At 72.2% G+C, this 15,184-nt stretch carries 13 protein-coding genes and 1 tRNA gene; 5 read left to right on the forward strand and 9 right to left on the reverse strand.

What is annotated here, in order from left to right:
• Together VF825_RS14070 and VF825_RS14075 are read left to right on the forward strand one after the other, a co-directional pair.
• On the forward strand, window positions 1–927 hold a 927-nt coding region (locus VF825_RS14070; RefSeq protein WP_331114359.1), incomplete at its 5' end, for an NAD(P)-dependent malic enzyme.
• A 22-nt stretch (window positions 928–949) separates the two neighbouring features.
• On the forward strand, window positions 950–1,918 hold the full coding sequence (locus VF825_RS14075) for a zinc-binding dehydrogenase (RefSeq protein WP_331114361.1): 969 nt from the start codon (window positions 950–952) through the stop codon (window positions 1,916–1,918).
• A gap of 3 nt (window positions 1,919–1,921) precedes the next feature.
• Here the strand turns inward: VF825_RS14075 and VF825_RS14080 are convergent, their stop codons facing one another.
• The 8 genes from VF825_RS14080 to VF825_RS14115 form a co-directional block, all read right to left on the reverse strand.
• Window positions 1,922–2,533: a PadR family transcriptional regulator gene (locus VF825_RS14080; RefSeq protein WP_331114363.1), complete on the reverse strand. Its 612-nt coding sequence runs from the start codon at window positions 2,531–2,533 to the stop codon at window positions 1,922–1,924.
• Window positions 2,530–3,453 (reverse strand): DUF4097 family beta strand repeat-containing protein, encoded by a 924-nt coding sequence (locus tag VF825_RS14085; RefSeq protein ID WP_331114365.1) that lies wholly within the window; start codon window positions 3,451–3,453, stop codon window positions 2,530–2,532. Before VF825_RS14085 ends, VF825_RS14080 begins: the two co-directional genes overlap by 4 nt.
• Before the next feature lie 226 nt (window positions 3,454–3,679).
• Window positions 3,680–4,360 (reverse strand): GDSL-type esterase/lipase family protein, encoded by a 681-nt coding sequence (locus tag VF825_RS14090; protein WP_331114367.1) that lies wholly within the window; start codon window positions 4,358–4,360, stop codon window positions 3,680–3,682.
• 5 nt (window positions 4,361–4,365) lie between these two features.
• Window positions 4,366–4,542: a DUF6104 family protein gene (locus VF825_RS14095; protein ID WP_185746166.1), complete on the reverse strand. Its 177-nt coding sequence runs from the start codon at window positions 4,540–4,542 to the stop codon at window positions 4,366–4,368.
• Window positions 4,543–4,597: 55 nt separating this feature from the next.
• Window positions 4,598–5,905, reverse strand: coding sequence for an EAL domain-containing protein (locus VF825_RS14100; RefSeq protein WP_331114370.1), 1,308 nt, complete (start codon window positions 5,903–5,905; stop codon window positions 4,598–4,600).
• Window positions 5,906–6,097: 192 nt separating this feature from the next.
• On the reverse strand, window positions 6,098–9,886 hold the full coding sequence (locus VF825_RS14105; RefSeq protein ID WP_331114372.1) for a multifunctional oxoglutarate decarboxylase/oxoglutarate dehydrogenase thiamine pyrophosphate-binding subunit/dihydrolipoyllysine-residue succinyltransferase subunit: 3,789 nt from the start codon (window positions 9,884–9,886) through the stop codon (window positions 6,098–6,100).
• A gap of 92 nt (window positions 9,887–9,978) precedes the next feature.
• Window positions 9,979–10,773, reverse strand: a complete 795-nt coding sequence (locus VF825_RS14110) for an ABC transporter permease (protein ID WP_331114375.1) — start codon at window positions 10,771–10,773, stop codon at window positions 9,979–9,981.
• Entirely contained in the window at window positions 10,773–11,768 is a 996-nt protein-coding gene (locus VF825_RS14115) for an ABC transporter ATP-binding protein (RefSeq protein WP_331114377.1), read from the reverse strand. The genes VF825_RS14110 and VF825_RS14115 overlap by 1 nt, the downstream gene beginning before the upstream one ends.
• Before the next feature lie 152 nt (window positions 11,769–11,920).
• On the opposite strand from VF825_RS14115, the gene VF825_RS14120 reads away from it, so the two are divergent.
• Both VF825_RS14120 and VF825_RS14125 read left to right on the forward strand, forming a co-directional pair.
• Window positions 11,921–13,276, forward strand: coding sequence for a hemolysin family protein (locus VF825_RS14120; RefSeq protein WP_331114379.1), 1,356 nt, complete (start codon window positions 11,921–11,923; stop codon window positions 13,274–13,276).
• Complete coding sequence (locus VF825_RS14125) at window positions 13,273–14,310, forward strand: hemolysin family protein (protein WP_331114381.1); 1,038 nt, start codon at window positions 13,273–13,275, stop codon at window positions 14,308–14,310. Before VF825_RS14120 ends, VF825_RS14125 begins: the two co-directional genes overlap by 4 nt.
• A 75-nt stretch (window positions 14,311–14,385) precedes the next feature.
• On the opposite strand, the gene VF825_RS14130 is transcribed toward VF825_RS14125, so the two are convergent.
• Window positions 14,386–14,460, reverse strand: a tRNA-Arg gene (locus VF825_RS14130).
• Between the two features lie 75 nt (window positions 14,461–14,535).
• Here VF825_RS14130 and VF825_RS14135 point away from each other — a divergent pair.
• Complete coding sequence (locus tag VF825_RS14135; RefSeq protein WP_331114383.1) at window positions 14,536–14,982, forward strand: response regulator; 447 nt, start codon at window positions 14,536–14,538, stop codon at window positions 14,980–14,982.
• Window positions 14,983–15,184: the final 202 nt, after the last annotated feature.

Here is a 15,184-nt window from a genome sequence, read left to right on the forward strand (position 1 = left end):
ACGGCGGTGCTCGGCCTGGGCGACATCGGGCCGCTCGCGGCGATGCCCGTCATGGAGGGCAAGGCGGTGCTGTTCAAGCACTTCGCCGGCGTCGACGCCGTGCCGGTCTGCATGGAGTCCGGCACGGTGGACGAGCTCGTCGACGCCATCGCCCGGATCGCCCCCACCTACGGCGGGATCAACCTCGAGGACATCTCCGCGCCGCGCTGCTTCGAGATCGAGCGCCGGCTGCAGGAGCGCCTCGACATCCCTGTCTTCCACGACGACCAGCACGGCACCGCGGTCGTGGTGCTCGCCGGGCTGGTCAACGCCGCCCGCGTGGTGGGCCGCCCGCTGGCCTCGCTGCGGGTGGTCATCTCCGGCGCCGGCGCGGCCGGCGTCGCCGTCGCGCGGCTGCTGAGCCGGGCCGGCATCGGCGACATCGTGGTCTGCGACTCCCGCGGCATCATCTCCCCGCGCCGCTCGGACCTCGCCGAGCACAAGCACCGCCTCGCGGCGACGACCAACCCCCGCGGGCTGACCGGCTCGCTGGCCGACGCCCTCGTGGACGCCGACGTGTTCGTCGGCGTCTCCGGCGGCTTGGTGCCCGAGGCCGACGTCGCCCGCATGGCCCCGGGATCGGTCATCTTCGCCCTGGCCAACCCCGACCCGGAGGTGCACCCCAGCGTCGCCTCGCGGTATGCCGCCGTCGTCGCCACCGGACGCTCCGACTTCCCGAACCAGATCAACAACGTGCTGGCCTTCCCCGGGATCTTCCGCGGCGCGCTCGACGCCGGCATCCCGCAGGTCACCGAGGCCATGAAGGTGGCGGCCGCGCATGCCATCGCGGACCTGGTCGAGGAGCCCACGGCGGACGAGATCGTGCCCAGCGTCTTCGACGAGCGGTGCGCGCCTGCCGTCGCCGCGGCCGTGGCGAGCCTCGCCTGACCGGCTTGGCTAGGGTCGGGACATGCTCGCCGCCTACGCCGCCAGCCAGTCCGCCTCCGACCCGCTGTCGGGCCTGGTGATCGGGGAACGCCCCGATCCCGAGCCGCGCCCTGGCTGGTCCGTCGTCACGCTCAAGGCGGCCGGTCTGAACCACCACGACGTCTGGTCGCTCAAGGGCGTCGGCCTGCCGGCCGACCGGCTGCCGATGGTGCTGGGCTGCGACGGCGCAGGCCTGGACGAGGAGGGCAACGAGGTCATCGTCCACGCGGTGGTCGCCAGCGAGGGCTGGCACGGCGACGAGACCCTCGACCCGCGCCGCACGCTGCTGTCCGAGCTGCACGACGGCACCCTCGCCGAGAAGGTCCTCGTGCCCACGGCCAACCTGGTGCCCAAGCCGGCCGGACTCGACTGGCACACCGCGGCGTGCCTGAGCACGGCCTGGCTCACGGCATACCGGATGCTGTTCTCCAGTGCCGGCCTGACGCCGGGCGCGACCGTGCTGGTGCAGGGCGCCGGCGGGGGAGTGGCCACCGCACTGATCCAGCTCGGGGCGGCCACCGGCTACCGGGTGTGGGCGACCAGCCGCGACGAGGCCAAGCGGGCCCGCGCGCTGGAGATCGGGGCCGACGCGGTCTTCGAGCCCGGGGTCCGGCTGCCCGAGCGGGTCGACGCCGTGATGGAGACCGTGGGCGCGGCGACCTGGTCGCACTCGGTCAACTCGCTGCGCCCCGGTGGCACCGTCGTCATCTCCGGCGCCACCTCCGGCGACGCACCGGCCAAGGCGGAGCTGACCAAGATCTACTTCAAGCAGCTGCGGGTGGTCGGGTCGACGATGGGCAACCGCCAGGAGCTGGAGCGCCTGGCCCGGCTCGTCGACAGCCGGGGGATCTCCCCGGCCGTCGACTCCGAGTTCGCCCTCGCCGACGCCCGCGCCGGCTTCGAGAAGATGGTCGCCGGAGACCTCTTCGGCAAGGTCGTCATCACCACCTGAGCCTCAGCGGCGCTGCAGCACCTCCCGGATGCGGCCCGCGGCGTCGTGCAGGATGTCGAGCACCTCCTGCCGCTTCTGGCTGTCGGCCTGCACCCGGCGCACGGCGTCGCGCACGTCGTGGCGGAAGGCGTTGATCGCGGCCTCGATGTCGCGGGCGGCGGGGCCGCTGCTCCAGTCACCCAGCGGCCAGGCCGCGTCGTAGGCCGTGCCGGCGGGGGTGGCGTTGGCCCGGGCCTCCTTGGCCGCCGCCTTGAGCTCGGCCCGCAGGTCGGTGGCGCTGCCGTGGACGCGGGAGCGCACCTGCTGGGCCAGCTCGCGGACCGAGTGGTCCAGGTCCTGCTGCAGGTCGGCCAGGTCGAGCTGGCGTGCCTGCACCTCCGCGCGGCCCGCGTCGGTGATCCGGTAGGTCGCCTTGCGGCCCTCCTCGGAGCGCTCGACCAGTCCCTCCTCCTCGAGCTTGGCCAGGCGCGGGTAGACCGTGCCGGCGCTGGGGGAGTAGAGCCCGTTGAACCGCTCCTCGAGGGCGCGGATGATCTCGTAGCCGTGCCGCGGCCCCTCCTCGAGCAGGGCGAGCAGGTAGAGGCGCAGCTGTCCGTGGGCGAAGACCGGGCTCATCCGGCGGCGCTCTCGGTGTCGCCGGGGATGTCCTGCGGCATGTCCTGGGGGGTGTCGCGGGGGCTGTCCTGCGGCCTGTCCTGCGGGGCGGCGCCCCCGGCGGCGCGCAGCACGACGACGTTGCCGGAGATCGCATTGGCCTTGATCGCCAGCGCCCGGTCGCCCTCGCTGAGCTGGCCGCCCGGTCGCTTCGAGCCCGGGAGGGTGACCCGCTTGCCGTCGATGACGACCTGGCCCGAGGCGGTGTGTGCCGTCACGTCGAAGCCACCGCCCGCCGGGATGCGCACCGTGACGTCGCCGGAGACCGAGTTGGAGCTGATCTGGGCGGCTCCGCTGGTGAGGTCCAGCGCGATGTCGCCGCTGACCGTGTTGAGCTTGATCGCGCCGAGCCGGCTGGCCTGGACCGTGACCGGGCCGCTGACCGACTTGCCGGTGAAGTTGCCGGACAGGCCGTGGCACTCCACCTCGCCGCTGACGGTGTTGGCCCTGACGTCACCGGCGATGTCGTCCAGGGTCAGCCCGCCCGAGACGGTGTTGGCCCTGACCTCGGCCCGCACCCCGTTGACCAGCGCGTCCGCGCTCACGGTGCTCACACTGACCTCGGCCGTGGACGGCACCGACAGGCTCACGCGGGCGCTGAGCCGCTGGTTGCCCAGCGAGGCGAAGCGCTGCTTGAGGGTCTCGAACAGGTTGTCGCCGTCCTCCGGGACGTGGCTGACCCTCAGGGTCGAACCGGTCCACGTGACCTGTAGCGGCCGCCCGGTCACCTCGTGGACCTCCAGTCGTGCCGTGCTCGAGTCGTCGTGCGTGACGATGTCGACGTGGCCGCCGACCAGGCCCACCTTGAGCCTGAGGACCGTCTCACCCTCGCCGCCGATGTCGAGGACCTTGGGTCCGTCGATCTCCCACTGCTCTGCCATGCCCCGCTCCCTTGCTGAGGTCTGGTCGACGCGTTATATCGCGTCTGGTGCAGTCACGTTATATCGCGATGTATCGCGAGTGCAAGGGTTCGTCGACGACGACCCCGAGACGGGGCCCCTGTGCCCCTGAACGCCGAACTGGACGTTGCCGCCCCTATACCGCGGGTGAAGGGGCAGCAACGTCCCAGTTCGGCGAGGTCGGTGGGCGCGGCGCGCGGGGAGGCGGTCAGTCCTCGATGAGCAGCCAGCGGCCCCAGCCGCCGTGCAGCACCAGCCAGGCGATCAGGCCGTAGCCGGCCTGCCCCGGGTGCCAGCCGTCGCCGGCGAACAGGTCGGCCTGCCACTGCTCGTGCCCCAGCAGGGGGTGGAAGCAGTCGACGTAGGGGACCAAGCGGCGTGAGCAGACGTCGGCCTGGGCCTCGACGACGACCTCGAGCCGGTCGTTGAAGTCGTGGTCCAGGGTGGGCGTCGGCCCCACCACGAACGTCGCGATGCCTGCGGCCGCGGCGTCGTCGAGGATGTTGGCCAGGGACAGCCGCAGGCGGGCGGTGGTCATACCGTTGCGCACGTCGTTGGCGCCGACCCCGATGACCAGCCGCCGCTCGGCCCGCTCGGTCCAGCGCGGACGGCACTCCGCGCCCCAGCGGGCCAGGACGTCCGTGGAGGCGTCGCCGCGCACGCCCAGGTTGTATGCCGTGAGGTCCACGTCCGGGTGGGAGGTGCGGCCCACGACCCGGGAGACCCAGCCCAGGCCCTTGGGGTCGCCGTAGCCGGCGACGTAGGAGTCGCCGATGAACACCAGCCCGATGTCCCGCGGGCCCTCGGGCACGTGGAACTCGGTGGTGGGGGCGAACTCGGTCGGGATGTCGTGCGCGACCTCGTCGGCGAAGTGGTCCACAAAGCTCACGCTGCTCAGTCCTCGTCGTCGTCGAGCCGCGCCAGCCAGGTGGCGAAGCGCTCGATGGGGGTCTCGAACTCGGGGTTCAGGTCGACGAACGTCCGCAGCTGGTCGGCCAGCCACTCCAGGCTGACCTCCTCCTCGCCCCGTCGCTGCGCCAGCTCCTCGATGCCCCGGTCGGTGAAGTACACGTTCGGAGGCTATCGCCCGAACCGGTGCACGGGACGACGGCATGCCGGCCGATGGTCAGGAGACCATCCGCCGCCGGCGGCCGACCCGGCGCGGCAGGGGGTCCTGGTGGCCCTCCCAGACCCGCGAGAGCAGGCTGCGGGAGGCGGCCACGGCCAGGTCACGGTCGTGGGTGAGGACGAAGTTGAACCGCCGGTCCGCCTCCGGCCGACCGGTGTCGCCGAAGTCGTGCGCCGTCAGCAGCGTCGCCCAGGTGGGGGTGATGACGACCAGCGTCCACTCCCGCTGCAGCGGGTCGGCGGGGTCGAGCGGGGCGTGCCGCGCGCCGGCCACGGGCGGGGTGTCGACGCCGGTGCCGAGCATGGCCACCAGCGACCCGGCGCGGGCCAGCTGCTCGTAGCGGCCGATCGTGGACGGGGTGAGGTGTCGCGCGTGCTGGAAGGAGGACAGCACGATGGCGGCACCGTCGGCGTCCAGCGCCTGCGCCTCCAGCGTCTTGCTGAGCTCGACCAGGAAGCGCTTGTCCGCCACGCGCGGGGAGTGCGTGCGGGTGACGAGGGTGTAGGGGCTGTCGTGGGTCTCCAGCAGGGCGGCGGCCCGGCCGCCGAGCATCGCGGTCAGCCGGCCCCGCGCCCCGGCACGATCCCCGTGCGGGTCGTAGAGCGGGCCGGCCGCCAGGTGGGCGCCGAGCATCCGCACGGTGTTCTCGTCGGCCGGGGTGGTGACGCCCTCGGCCAGGACGAGGCTGCCGGTCGCGGCGGTGTGCGCGCGGACCGCGTGGAGCACGTCGGCCTGGTGGCGCAGGTCGCGGCTGTGCAGGACGCTCTCGTCGAGGCGCACGACCTCGGGGTCGAGCAGCGGCAGGGTCGCCAGGGTCGCCGGGGTGGCACCCACCGCCCGCAGCGCGACGGTCCAGCCGTGCCGACGGGCCTGCTCGGCTGCCCGCAGGGAGGTCGCCGGGTGGGTGAGCACGCGCAGGCTGTCGAGCTGGAGCACGAGCCGTTCGCGGAGCCACTCGTCGTCCGGCAGCGTCTCGAACGACTCGGCGGAGGCGTCCAGGAATACCCGCGTGTAGTCGGCGTGGCCGAAGCCGAGCGCCGCCACCGCCTCCATCGCATGCCGGCGCCGGGTCGTGTCGAGCTCCCCGGCGGCCGGGTGGCCCGCCACGGCCTCGGTCAGGGCAATCGGGTGGCGCAGGATGGCGTCGCCGTCGGCCCGCTGGACCGCCTCGTAGCCCACGAGCCGGCCCGACTCGCACTCGACGACGGGCTGGACCCGGGTGCTGAACGCGCCTGAGCGCACGACGTCGGCGATGTCGGGGCCCTCGGCGGCGGCCGGGCTCGGGGCGGCGTGCAGGTGGGTCATGGTGCCTCGCTTCGGGACGTGCCGTGCTGTCGGTGCTGCTCGTCGCGCCCGGAGGTGACGCGGAGGCACGTGGGCCTCACCCTAGCCGCGGGCGCGCACCCGGTCGCGCGGCGGCGCGACCCGGCATACGACGAGGGGCGGGGCCCGCGAGCTGCGGTCCCCGCCCCTGTCAGCGGGCGGCTGGTATGCCGGTCAGCGGTCGAACGCGCGGGCGATCAGCTCGGCCTGCTCGACGGCGTGCTTCTTGCTGGACCCGGTCGCCGGCGAGGCGGAGGCGCGACGGGAGACGACGCGCAGCCCGCGGGTCTCGCCCTGCTCGGCCAGGGCCTGCGGCAGGTTGAGCGCCATGAACGGCCACGCGCCCTGGTTGGCCGGCTCGTCCTGGACCCACACCAGCTCGGCACCCGGGTAGGCCTTGACCGCCTCGGCGATCTCGGTGCCCGGCAGCGGGGCGAGCTGCTCGACGCGCACGATCGCCGTCGTCTGGTCGCTGCGCTTGGTGCGCTCGGCCTCGAGGTCGTAGACGACCTTGCCCGAGGCGAGCAGCACGCGGGTCACGCCGCCGGGCTCCGGGGCGCCACGGTCGGGCAGCACCGGACGGAACGTGCCCTGCGTGAAGTCCTCGACCGGGGAGGCCGCGGCCTTGAGGCGCAGCATCGACTTCGGGGTGAAGACGATGAGCGGCCGGCGCGGGCGGGTGTAGGCCTGGCGGCGCAGCAGGTGGAAGTAGGACGCCGGGGTGGAGGGGTAGGCCACCGTCATGTTGTCCTCGGCGCACATCTGCAGGAAGCGCTCGATGCGGGCGGAGGAGTGGTCCGGGCCCTGGCCCTCGTAGCCGTGAGGCAGCAGCAGCACGACCGAGGAGCGCTGCCCCCACTTCTGCTCGGAGGAGGAGATGAACTCGTCGACGATCGTCTGCGCGCCGTTGAAGAAGTCGCCGAACTGCGCCTCCCACAGGACCAGCGCGTCGGGACGCTCGACCGAGTAGCCGTACTCGAAGCCCATCGCGGCGTACTCGGAAAGCAGCGAGTCGTAGACCCAGAAGCGGGCCTGGCCCTCACCGAGGTAGAGCAGCGGCGTCCACTCCTCGGCGGTCACCTTGTCGATGAGCACCGCGTGGCGCTGCACGAACGTGCCGCGGCGGGAGTCCTGGCCGGCGAGGCGGACCGGGACGCCCTCCTTGAGGAGCGAGCCGAAGGCGAGCAGCTCGCCCATGGCCCAGTCGATGCCGCCCTTGCGCACCATCTCGGCGCGCTTCTCCATGAGCTGGTGCAGCTTGGGGTGCACCGTGAAGCCCTCGGGCATGTTCACGAACGCGTCGCCGATGTGCTGCATCTCCTCGGCCGGGATGGCCGTGTCGACGCGGCGCACCGGGGCGGCCTCGTCGGCCTCCTGCGCGGACGGGCGCTCCAGGCCGCCGTGGCCCTCGGTGTCGGTGCCGGGGACCTCGGTGTGGTTGGACGTCGCGGCGGCCTTGGTGGCCTCCTTGGTCTCCACGAAGACCCGCTCGAGCTGCTGCTGGTAGTCGCGCAGCGCCGCCTCGGCATCCTCGACCGTGATGTCGCCACGGCCGATGAGGGACTCGGTGTAGAGCTTGCGGACCGAGCGCTTGGCCTCGATGAGGTTGTACATCAGCGGCTGGGTCATCGACGGGTCGTCGCCCTCGTTGTGGCCACGGCGGCGGTAGCACACCATGTCGATGACGACGTCCTTGTTGAACTGCTGGCGGAACTCGAAGGCGAGCTCGGCCACGCGCACGCAGGCCTCGGGGTCGTCACCGTTGACGTGGAAGATCGGCGCCTGGATCATCCGCGCGACGTCGGTGGAGTAGAACGACGAGCGCGAGGAGGACGGGCTCGTGGTGAACCCGACCTGGTTGTTGATGACCACGTGGATTGTGCCGCCGGTGCGGTAGCCGCGCAGCTGGCTCAGGTTGAGCGTCTCGGCCACGACGCCCTGGCCGGCGAAGGCCGCGTCGCCGTGCATCAGCACCGGCAGCACGGTGAAGTCCTCGCCGGCGAGGTCGAGCCGGTCCTGCTTGGCGCGGACGATGCCCTCGAGGACCGGGTTGACCGCCTCCAGGTGGGACGGGTTGGCGGCCAGGTAGACCTTGGTCTTGCCGCCGTCCTCGGAGATGAACTCGCCCTCGGTGCCGAGGTGGTACTTCACGTCGCCGGAGCCCTGGACCGACTTCGGGTCCTGGGCGCCCTCGAACTCGCGGAAGATCTGGCCGTAGGACTTGCCGGCGATGTTGGCCAGCACGTTGAGGCGGCCACGGTGCGGCATGCCGATGCAGACCTCGTCGAGGCCGTCACCGGCGGCGCGGCACAGGATGCGGTCGAGCAGCGCGATGACGGACTCGCCGCCCTCGAGGCTGAACCGCTTCTGGCCCACGAACTTGGTCTGCAGGAACGTCTCGAACGCCTCGGCGGCGTTGAGCCGGCGCAGGATGCGCAGCTGCTCGTCCGCGGAGGTCTTGGCGTAGGGGACCTCGATCTTGGACTGGATCCACTTGCGCTGCTCGGGGTCCTGGATGTGCATGTACTCCACGCCGACGGTGCGGCAGTAGGAGTCACGCAGGATGCCGAGGATCTTGCGCAGCTTGAGCATCGGCTGGCCACCGAAGCCGCCGGTGGCGAAGTCGCGCTCGAGGTCCCACAGGGTCAGGCCGTGCGTGGTGACGTCGAGGTCGGGGTGGCGGCGCTGGCGGTACTCCAGCGGGTCGGTGTCGGCCATGAGGTGGCCGCGCACGCGGTAGGCGTGGATGAGCTCCTGCACGCGGGCCGTCTTGTTGACGTCGTCGTCGTGGCTGGCGGAGATGTCGCGGACCCAGCGCACCGGCTCGTAGGGGATGCGCAGCGACTCGAAGATCTCGTCGTAGAAGCCGTTCTCGCCGAGCAGCAACGCGTTGACGATGCGCAGGAAGTCGCCGGACTGCGCGCCCTGGATGATCCGGTGGTCGTAGGTGCTGGTCAGCGTGAGGATCTTGCTGACGGCGTTGCGGTTGATCGTCTCCTGGTTGGCGCCCTGCCACTCGGCGGGGTAGTCCAGCGAACCGACGCCGACGATCGTGCCCTGGCCCGACATCAGGCGCGGCACCGAGTGCACCGTCCCGATGGTGCCCGGGTTGGTCAGGCTGATCGTGGTGCCCGCGAAGTCGTCGACGGTCAGCTTGTTGTTGCGGGCCTTGCGCACGACGTCCTCGTAGGCCGTCCAGAAGTGCGCGAAGTCCATGGCCTCGGCGGCCTTGATGCTCGGCACGAGCAGCTGGCGGGTGCCGTCGGGCTTGGCGATGTCGATCGCGAGGCCGAGGTTGACGTGCGCCGGGCGGACCAGCGCCGGCTTGCCGTCCTTCTCGGTGTAGCCGTTGTTCATCTCCGGCATGACGGCCAGGGCCTTGACCACGGCGTAGCCGATGAGGTGGGTGAAGCTGACCTTGCCGCCGCGGCTGCGCTGCAGGTGGTTGTTGATGACCACGCGGTTGTCGATCAGCAGCTTGGCGGGCACGGCCCGCACGCTGGTCGCCGTCGGGACGGCGAGGCTGCTCTCCATGTTGGTCACGACGCGGGCGGCCGGGCCACGCAGCGGCACCGTCTCGTCCTCGCTGGTGGGGCCGGTGGGCTTGACCGCGGGGGCGTCACGCGGGGTGGGCTTGGCCGCTTCGGCGGCCTTGGGCTCGGCCGGCGCCTCGACGGGTGCGGCCGGGGCGGGTGCGGCCTTGGCGGGGGCCGGGGCGGCCGGGACCGCGGCGGGAGCGGGGGTGGCGGGAGCGGAAGTGGCCGCCGAGCCGTTGGCGCCCGCCGGCCGGCCGTCGGTCGGCTGGTAGTCGGCGAAGAACTCCCACCACGCCTTGTCCACCGAGTTCTTGTCCTGCAGGTACTGCTGGTACAGCTCGTCCACGAGCCACTCGTTGGGTCCGAAAGCTGCCAGGGGGTCGTTGGTCGGTGGCTGGGCGGACACGGCGAACATCGCCTCTTTCATCGCGTCGACGGTGACGATCACTACGGGTGGCCCCCAGCCTATCCCCGCAGGCCGGGGGCCACGCCGTCGCCATCCCCTCCGTCAGGGGCGAGTTAGGTCACGTCACGGCGCACCGTCAGGAACGACCCGACGCCGGCCAGTACCGCGGCATACGCGGCCAGGACGAGGGCCCCGCCCCACCAGCTCAGCTGGTCCACCGACTCGCCCCCGAAGCCCCGTGAGAGACCCGAGACCATGGCGTTGGTGGCGTTGGCCGGCAGCAGCTCGTTGGCGGTCGTCCAGTGCAGCGCGAGGAAGGCCAGCGACATCAGCGACTGACCGATCCAGGCGATGCCGATCGAGATGAGCAGCGCCGCGACCTGGTTGCTGATGAGGATGCCGGCACCCAGGCCGATGAGCGCCCAGAGGCCCAGCGCCAGCAGGCTCAGCGCGAGGGTGCGCCACACGTGCTCACCGGCCGGAAACGGGTCAAACCCGCGGAGCTTGATGACGGAGGCGCCGACTCCGACCGAGCTCAGGCAGAACAGCACGCCGTAGAACGCGCCGACGCCGAGCAGCGCGACGACCTTGGCGAGCATCACGTGGACGCGGCGCGGGGTGGACAGGAAGGTCGCGGTGATCGTCTTGTGCCGGTACTCCGCGCCGATCACCATGACGCCGATGGCCAGGGTGAGCAGGTAGGCCAGGCTCAGGCCCGCGGTGTAGACGGTGGTGACCATGCCAGGCTTGTCGAGGGCAGGCAGGGCGTTCTGGCCCTCGCCCTGCCCGGCGAGGCCACCGAGGACGGCCGCGAGGCCACCACCCACGACGACGATGCCGATGCCCATGCCCCACCACAGGCGCGTCGTGAAGATCTTGCGGAACTCGGACCTGATCGCGCCGTTCATCAGCGCACCGCGCTCTCGGTCGGGGCGGGCGTGCCGCCGGGCGGGGTGACGGGGTCGGGTGAGCCGTCCAGGTTGCGGTTGCGGTTGGCCGGGTCCTCGGTCAGCTGGAAGAACAGCGCCTCGAGGTCGGTCTGGTGCGCGCGCAGCTCGTGCACGGGCAGCCCGGCGGCGAGGGCGACGTCGCCGACGCGGGCGAGGTCACCGGTGTGGACGTCGAGCTGGCCGTCGGTGGCCGGGTCGGCGGTGATGCCGGCGTCGAGCAGCGCCCGTGCCAGCGCCGCGGCGTCGGTGGTGCGCACGACAGCCCGCTTCTCTCCATGCAGGTCGGCCATCGCGCCCTGCCGCACGAGGCGGCCGTTGGCGATGATGACGACGTCGTCGACCGTCTGCTCCACCTCCTGCAGCATGTGGCTGGAGATGAGCACCGTCCTGCCCTGGCCGCTCAGGTGGCGCAGGAAGAGGCGCAGCCAGCGGATGCCCTCGGGATCCAGTCCGTTGGCCGGTTCGTCGAGGATGAGCACCCGCGGGTCGCCGAGCAGGGCGGCGGCCAGGCCGAGGCGCTGACGCATGCCCATGGAGTAGCCGCCGGCCCGCTTGCGCGCCGCGGCCGGGATGCCGACCAGCTCCAGCAGCTCGTCCACCCGGCGGGTCTCGATGCCCGCGGTGTCCGCGAGGACGCGCAGGTGGTCGCGCCCGGTCCGTCCCGGGTGGAAGTTGGTGGCCTCCAGCGCCGAGCCGACGACCCGTTGGGGGTCGGACAGGTCGTGGTAGCGCTGCCCGCCGATGGTGGCCGTGCCCGCGGTGGGGCGGACGAGGCCGAGCAGCATGCGCAGCGTCGTCGTCTTGCCGGCGCCGTTGGGGCCGAGGAACCCGGTGATCCTGCCCGGCTCGACGCTGAAGCTGAGCCGGTCGACGGCGGTGAAGCTCCCGAAGCGCTTGGTCAGCTCGTGCACCTCGATGCGGGTGCCCTGCTGGGGTGCTGCGGTCGTGGTCATGTCTGGTCCCCGGTCTCGCTCATGGCGCTCATCCCACCACGGGTGGGGGCGCGGGACCCCGGCATTTCGGCTGATCTCAGGGGGATCTCAGGGTCATCCCGCAGGCCGGGACCCCGCCGCGGGGCCGGCTGCTCTCTAGGATGGGACGCACTATGACCGAATGGCTGCTGGTCCTCGCCGGCGTGGCGTTGACGTTCGGCACGGCGGTCTTCGTCGCCGCGGAGTTCTCCTTCGTCGCGCTCGACAAGCCCACCGTGCAGCGCGCCGTCGACGAGGGGGACCACGCCGCGCGGAGGGTGCTGTCGTCGCTGCGGCAGCTGTCGACCCAGCTGTCGGCCTCGCAGGTCGGCATCACCCTGACCACCCTGGTCCTGGGCTACATCGCCGAACCCTCGGTGGGCCGGCTCCTCGCCACCCCGGTCGCCGCTCTCGGGGTGCCGGCGGCCGCGGTGGATCCGGTGTCCGCCGGGCTGGCGCTCTTCCTCGCCACGGTGTTCTCGATGGTGTTCGGCGAGCTCGTCCCGCAGTTCCTCGGCATCTCCGAGCCGCTCGGGGTGGCCAAGCTCGTCGCGTTGCCGGTGCGCATCTTCTCGGTGGTGACCCGCCCGCTGATCATCGTGCTCAACGGCTCGGCCAACCTGGTGCTCAAGATCTTCGGCATCACCCCGCAGGAGGAGCTCTCCGGCGCCCGCACCCCGCAGGAGCTCGCCTCGCTGGTGCGCCGCTCCGCGGCGGCCGGCACGCTCGACGAGACGACCGCGCGCCTGGTGACCCGGTCCCTGGACTTCGGGGAGCAGACCGCCGCCGACGTGATGACCCCCCGGGTGAGGTGCACCGCGATCGAGCGCACCGCCTCGGCCGCCGACGTGCTGCGCCTGGCCCGGCGGACCGGGCACTCGCGCTTCCCCGTCATCGGCGAGGACTGGGACGACGTCGACGGCCTCGTCCACGTCAAGCGCGCCATCGCCGTGCCGCACGAGCGGCGCGAGGACGTGCCGGTCTCGGCGCTGATGATCGCCCCGACCCTCGTGCCCGAGACGATCCGGCTCGACCCCCTCCTTCTCCTGCTGCGCGGATCGGGCATGCAGCTCGCCGTGGTCGTCGACGAGTACGGCGGCACGTCGGGGCTGGTGACCCTCGAGGACGTCATCGAGGAGATCGTCGGGGAGGTCAGCGACGAGCATGACCGCAGCCGCACCACCGGACGGGAGATGACCGACGGCTCCTGGACCGTGCCGGGCCTGTGGCGGCCCGACGAGGTGCACGACCGCCTCGGCGCCGACGTGCCCGAGGGCCCGGCCTACGAGACCGTCGGTGGCTTCGTCATGGCCGCGCTGGGTCGCGTCCCTGCCGTCGGCGACACCGTCACGGTCCCTGGCTGGACCCTGCGGGTGGAGGCCATGGACGGGCGGCGCGTGGACCGGCTGAGGTTCACGCCGCACCCGCCGGAGCCGGACGACGAGGCGGGCACACGGCATACCGACGAGCGGGCGGAGGAGCGAGCATGAGCCCGTCCGTCGCGCTGTGGCTGTCGTTCTTCCTGTTGCTGGGCAACGCCTTCTTCGTCGGCGCGGAGTTCGCCGTCATGGCGGCACGGCGCTCGCAGCTCGAGCCGATGGCCGAGGCGGGCAGCCGTCGCGCCCAGGTCAGCCTGGAGGCGCTGGAGCAGATCGCCTCGCTCCTGACCGCGGCCCAGCTCGGCATCACCTTGTGCTCGGTCGGGCTCGGCGCCGTGGCGGAGTCGGCGCTGCACGAGCTGATCCTGCCGGTGCTGCAGCTGGTGCACCTGCCCGGGTCCGCCGCCGACCCGATCGCCCTGGTCCTGGCCCTGCTGCTCGTGGCCTACCTGCACGTCGTGGTCGGCGAGATGGTGCCCAAGAACCTGGCCATCGCCGGACCGGACAAGGCCGCGCTCGCCCTGGCCCCGCCGCTGCTCTACATCGCCCGGGGGCTGCGGCCGGTGATCCGCCTGATGGAGGGCGTGGCCAAGACCTTCGTGCGCCTGGTCGGCGTCGAGCCCAAGGACGAGATCGCCTCGGCGTTCACCGCGGAGGAGGTCCAGCACATCGTCGCCGAGAGCCACCGGGAGGGGCTGATCGAGGGCGAGCGGCACGGCATGGTCCGCGGGGCGATCGAGTTCAGCGACCGGGTCGCCGGTGAGGTGGCGGTGCCGCTGGACCAGCTGGTCACGCTGCCGATCGGGGCCACGCCCGACGACGTCGAGCGCCTCGTCGCCCGCCACGGCTTCTCCCGCTACCCCTTCACCGACGCCTCCGGCGACCTCGCCGGCTACCTGCACCTCAAGGACGTGCTCTACGCCGACGAGGCGGAACACACCCAGCCGGTGCCGCTCAAGCGGGTCCGTCGGCTGGCCACGGTGGCTCCCGGCGACGAGGTCGAGGACGTGCTCGCCACCATGCAGCGCACCGGCGCCCACCTGGCCCGGGTCGTCGACACCGACGGCACCAACCAGGGCGTCGTCTTCCTCGAGGACGTGCTGGAGGAGCTCGTCGGCGAGGTCAGCGACGCCAGCCAGCGATGACGCGCGGCGCGGGCGGGGCACGGCATACATGCGAGAGGACCCCTCGCTCTGGTGGGCGAGGGGTCCTCGTGCGCGTGGTGCCCCCGGCAGGATTCGAACCTGCGCTCCCGCCTCCGGAGGGCGGTGCTCTATCCCCTGAGCTACGGGGGCCAACGACCGCTGCCGGAAGGGTTTCCGACCCGGATCGAGCGCGCCGGATGAGGTTAGCAGCCTAGGGTGGGTTTCATGGAATGGGGCGGGCCGGGTCGCAGCAGCAGCGCGAGGTACGGCTATCACGATGCCGAGGGGAGCGGTCGCATCCTCGTCGTCGACGACACCGACCAGATCCGCACACTGATCCGGGTGAACCTGGAGCTCGAGGGATACGAGGTGATCGAGGCGCGCGACGGCGAGGAGGCGCTGGAGATCCTCGCCGACACCTCGCAGCCGCTGCCGGACGTCATCACCGTCGACGCGCTGATGCCACGGCGCGACGGCTGGTGGACCGTCTCGATGATCCGCGCGGACCCGCGGCTGATGGACATCCCGATCATCATGGTCACCGCGTCGGTGCAGTCCCACCACCGTGCCCAGGCCGAGCAGGCCGGGGTCGACGGGTTCATCGCCAAGCCGTTCGAGCCCGACGAGCTGCTCGCGCTCATCGGCATCCTCGCCGTGGGCGGGCGGGTCTAGGACCCCGCGAGGGCACCACGCCGAGGCGCTCACCTGCCCCTTTAGGCTGGGCCGCGTGACCCCCGAAGAGCTTGCGCTGGCCATCCGCTCCGCGCTCGTTGCCGCCGTGGAGGCGGGCGAGCTGACCGTCGTCGTGCCGGATGAGGTGCGGGTGGAGCGTCCGCGCAGCCGGGAGCATGGGGACTGGGCGACGAACGTGGCG

It is taken from the genome of Oryzihumus sp., assembly GCF_036391795.1.
Taxonomy (GTDB): Bacteria; Actinomycetota; Actinomycetes; order Actinomycetales; family Dermatophilaceae; genus Oryzihumus.

Excerpts from the sequence above, each read along its gene's own strand:
- VF825_RS14120 (WP_331114379.1), top strand. The coding sequence starts at position 11,921 with ATGACCGAATGGCTGCTGGTCCTCGCCGGCGTGGCGTTGACGTTCGGC.
- VF825_RS14125 (WP_331114381.1), top strand. The coding sequence starts at position 13,273 with ATGAGCCCGTCCGTCGCGCTGTGGCTGTCGTTCTTCCTGTTGCTGGGC.
- VF825_RS14075 (WP_331114361.1), top strand. The coding sequence starts at position 950 with ATGCTCGCCGCCTACGCCGCCAGCCAGTCCGCCTCCGACCCGCTGTCG.
- VF825_RS14135 (WP_331114383.1), top strand. The coding sequence starts at position 14,536 with ATGGAATGGGGCGGGCCGGGTCGCAGCAGCAGCGCGAGGTACGGCTAT.
- VF825_RS14085 (WP_331114365.1), bottom strand. The coding sequence starts at position 3,453 with ATGGCAGAGCAGTGGGAGATCGACGGACCCAAGGTCCTCGACATCGGC.
- VF825_RS14115 (WP_331114377.1), bottom strand. The coding sequence starts at position 11,768 with ATGACCACGACCGCAGCACCCCAGCAGGGCACCCGCATCGAGGTGCAC.
- VF825_RS14105 (WP_331114372.1), bottom strand. The coding sequence starts at position 9,886 with ATGAAAGAGGCGATGTTCGCCGTGTCCGCCCAGCCACCGACCAACGAC.
- VF825_RS14080 (WP_331114363.1), bottom strand. The coding sequence starts at position 2,533 with ATGAGCCCGGTCTTCGCCCACGGACAGCTGCGCCTCTACCTGCTCGCC.
- VF825_RS14110 (WP_331114375.1), bottom strand. The coding sequence starts at position 10,773 with ATGAACGGCGCGATCAGGTCCGAGTTCCGCAAGATCTTCACGACGCGC.
- VF825_RS14100 (WP_331114370.1), bottom strand. The coding sequence starts at position 5,905 with ATGACCCACCTGCACGCCGCCCCGAGCCCGGCCGCCGCCGAGGGCCCC.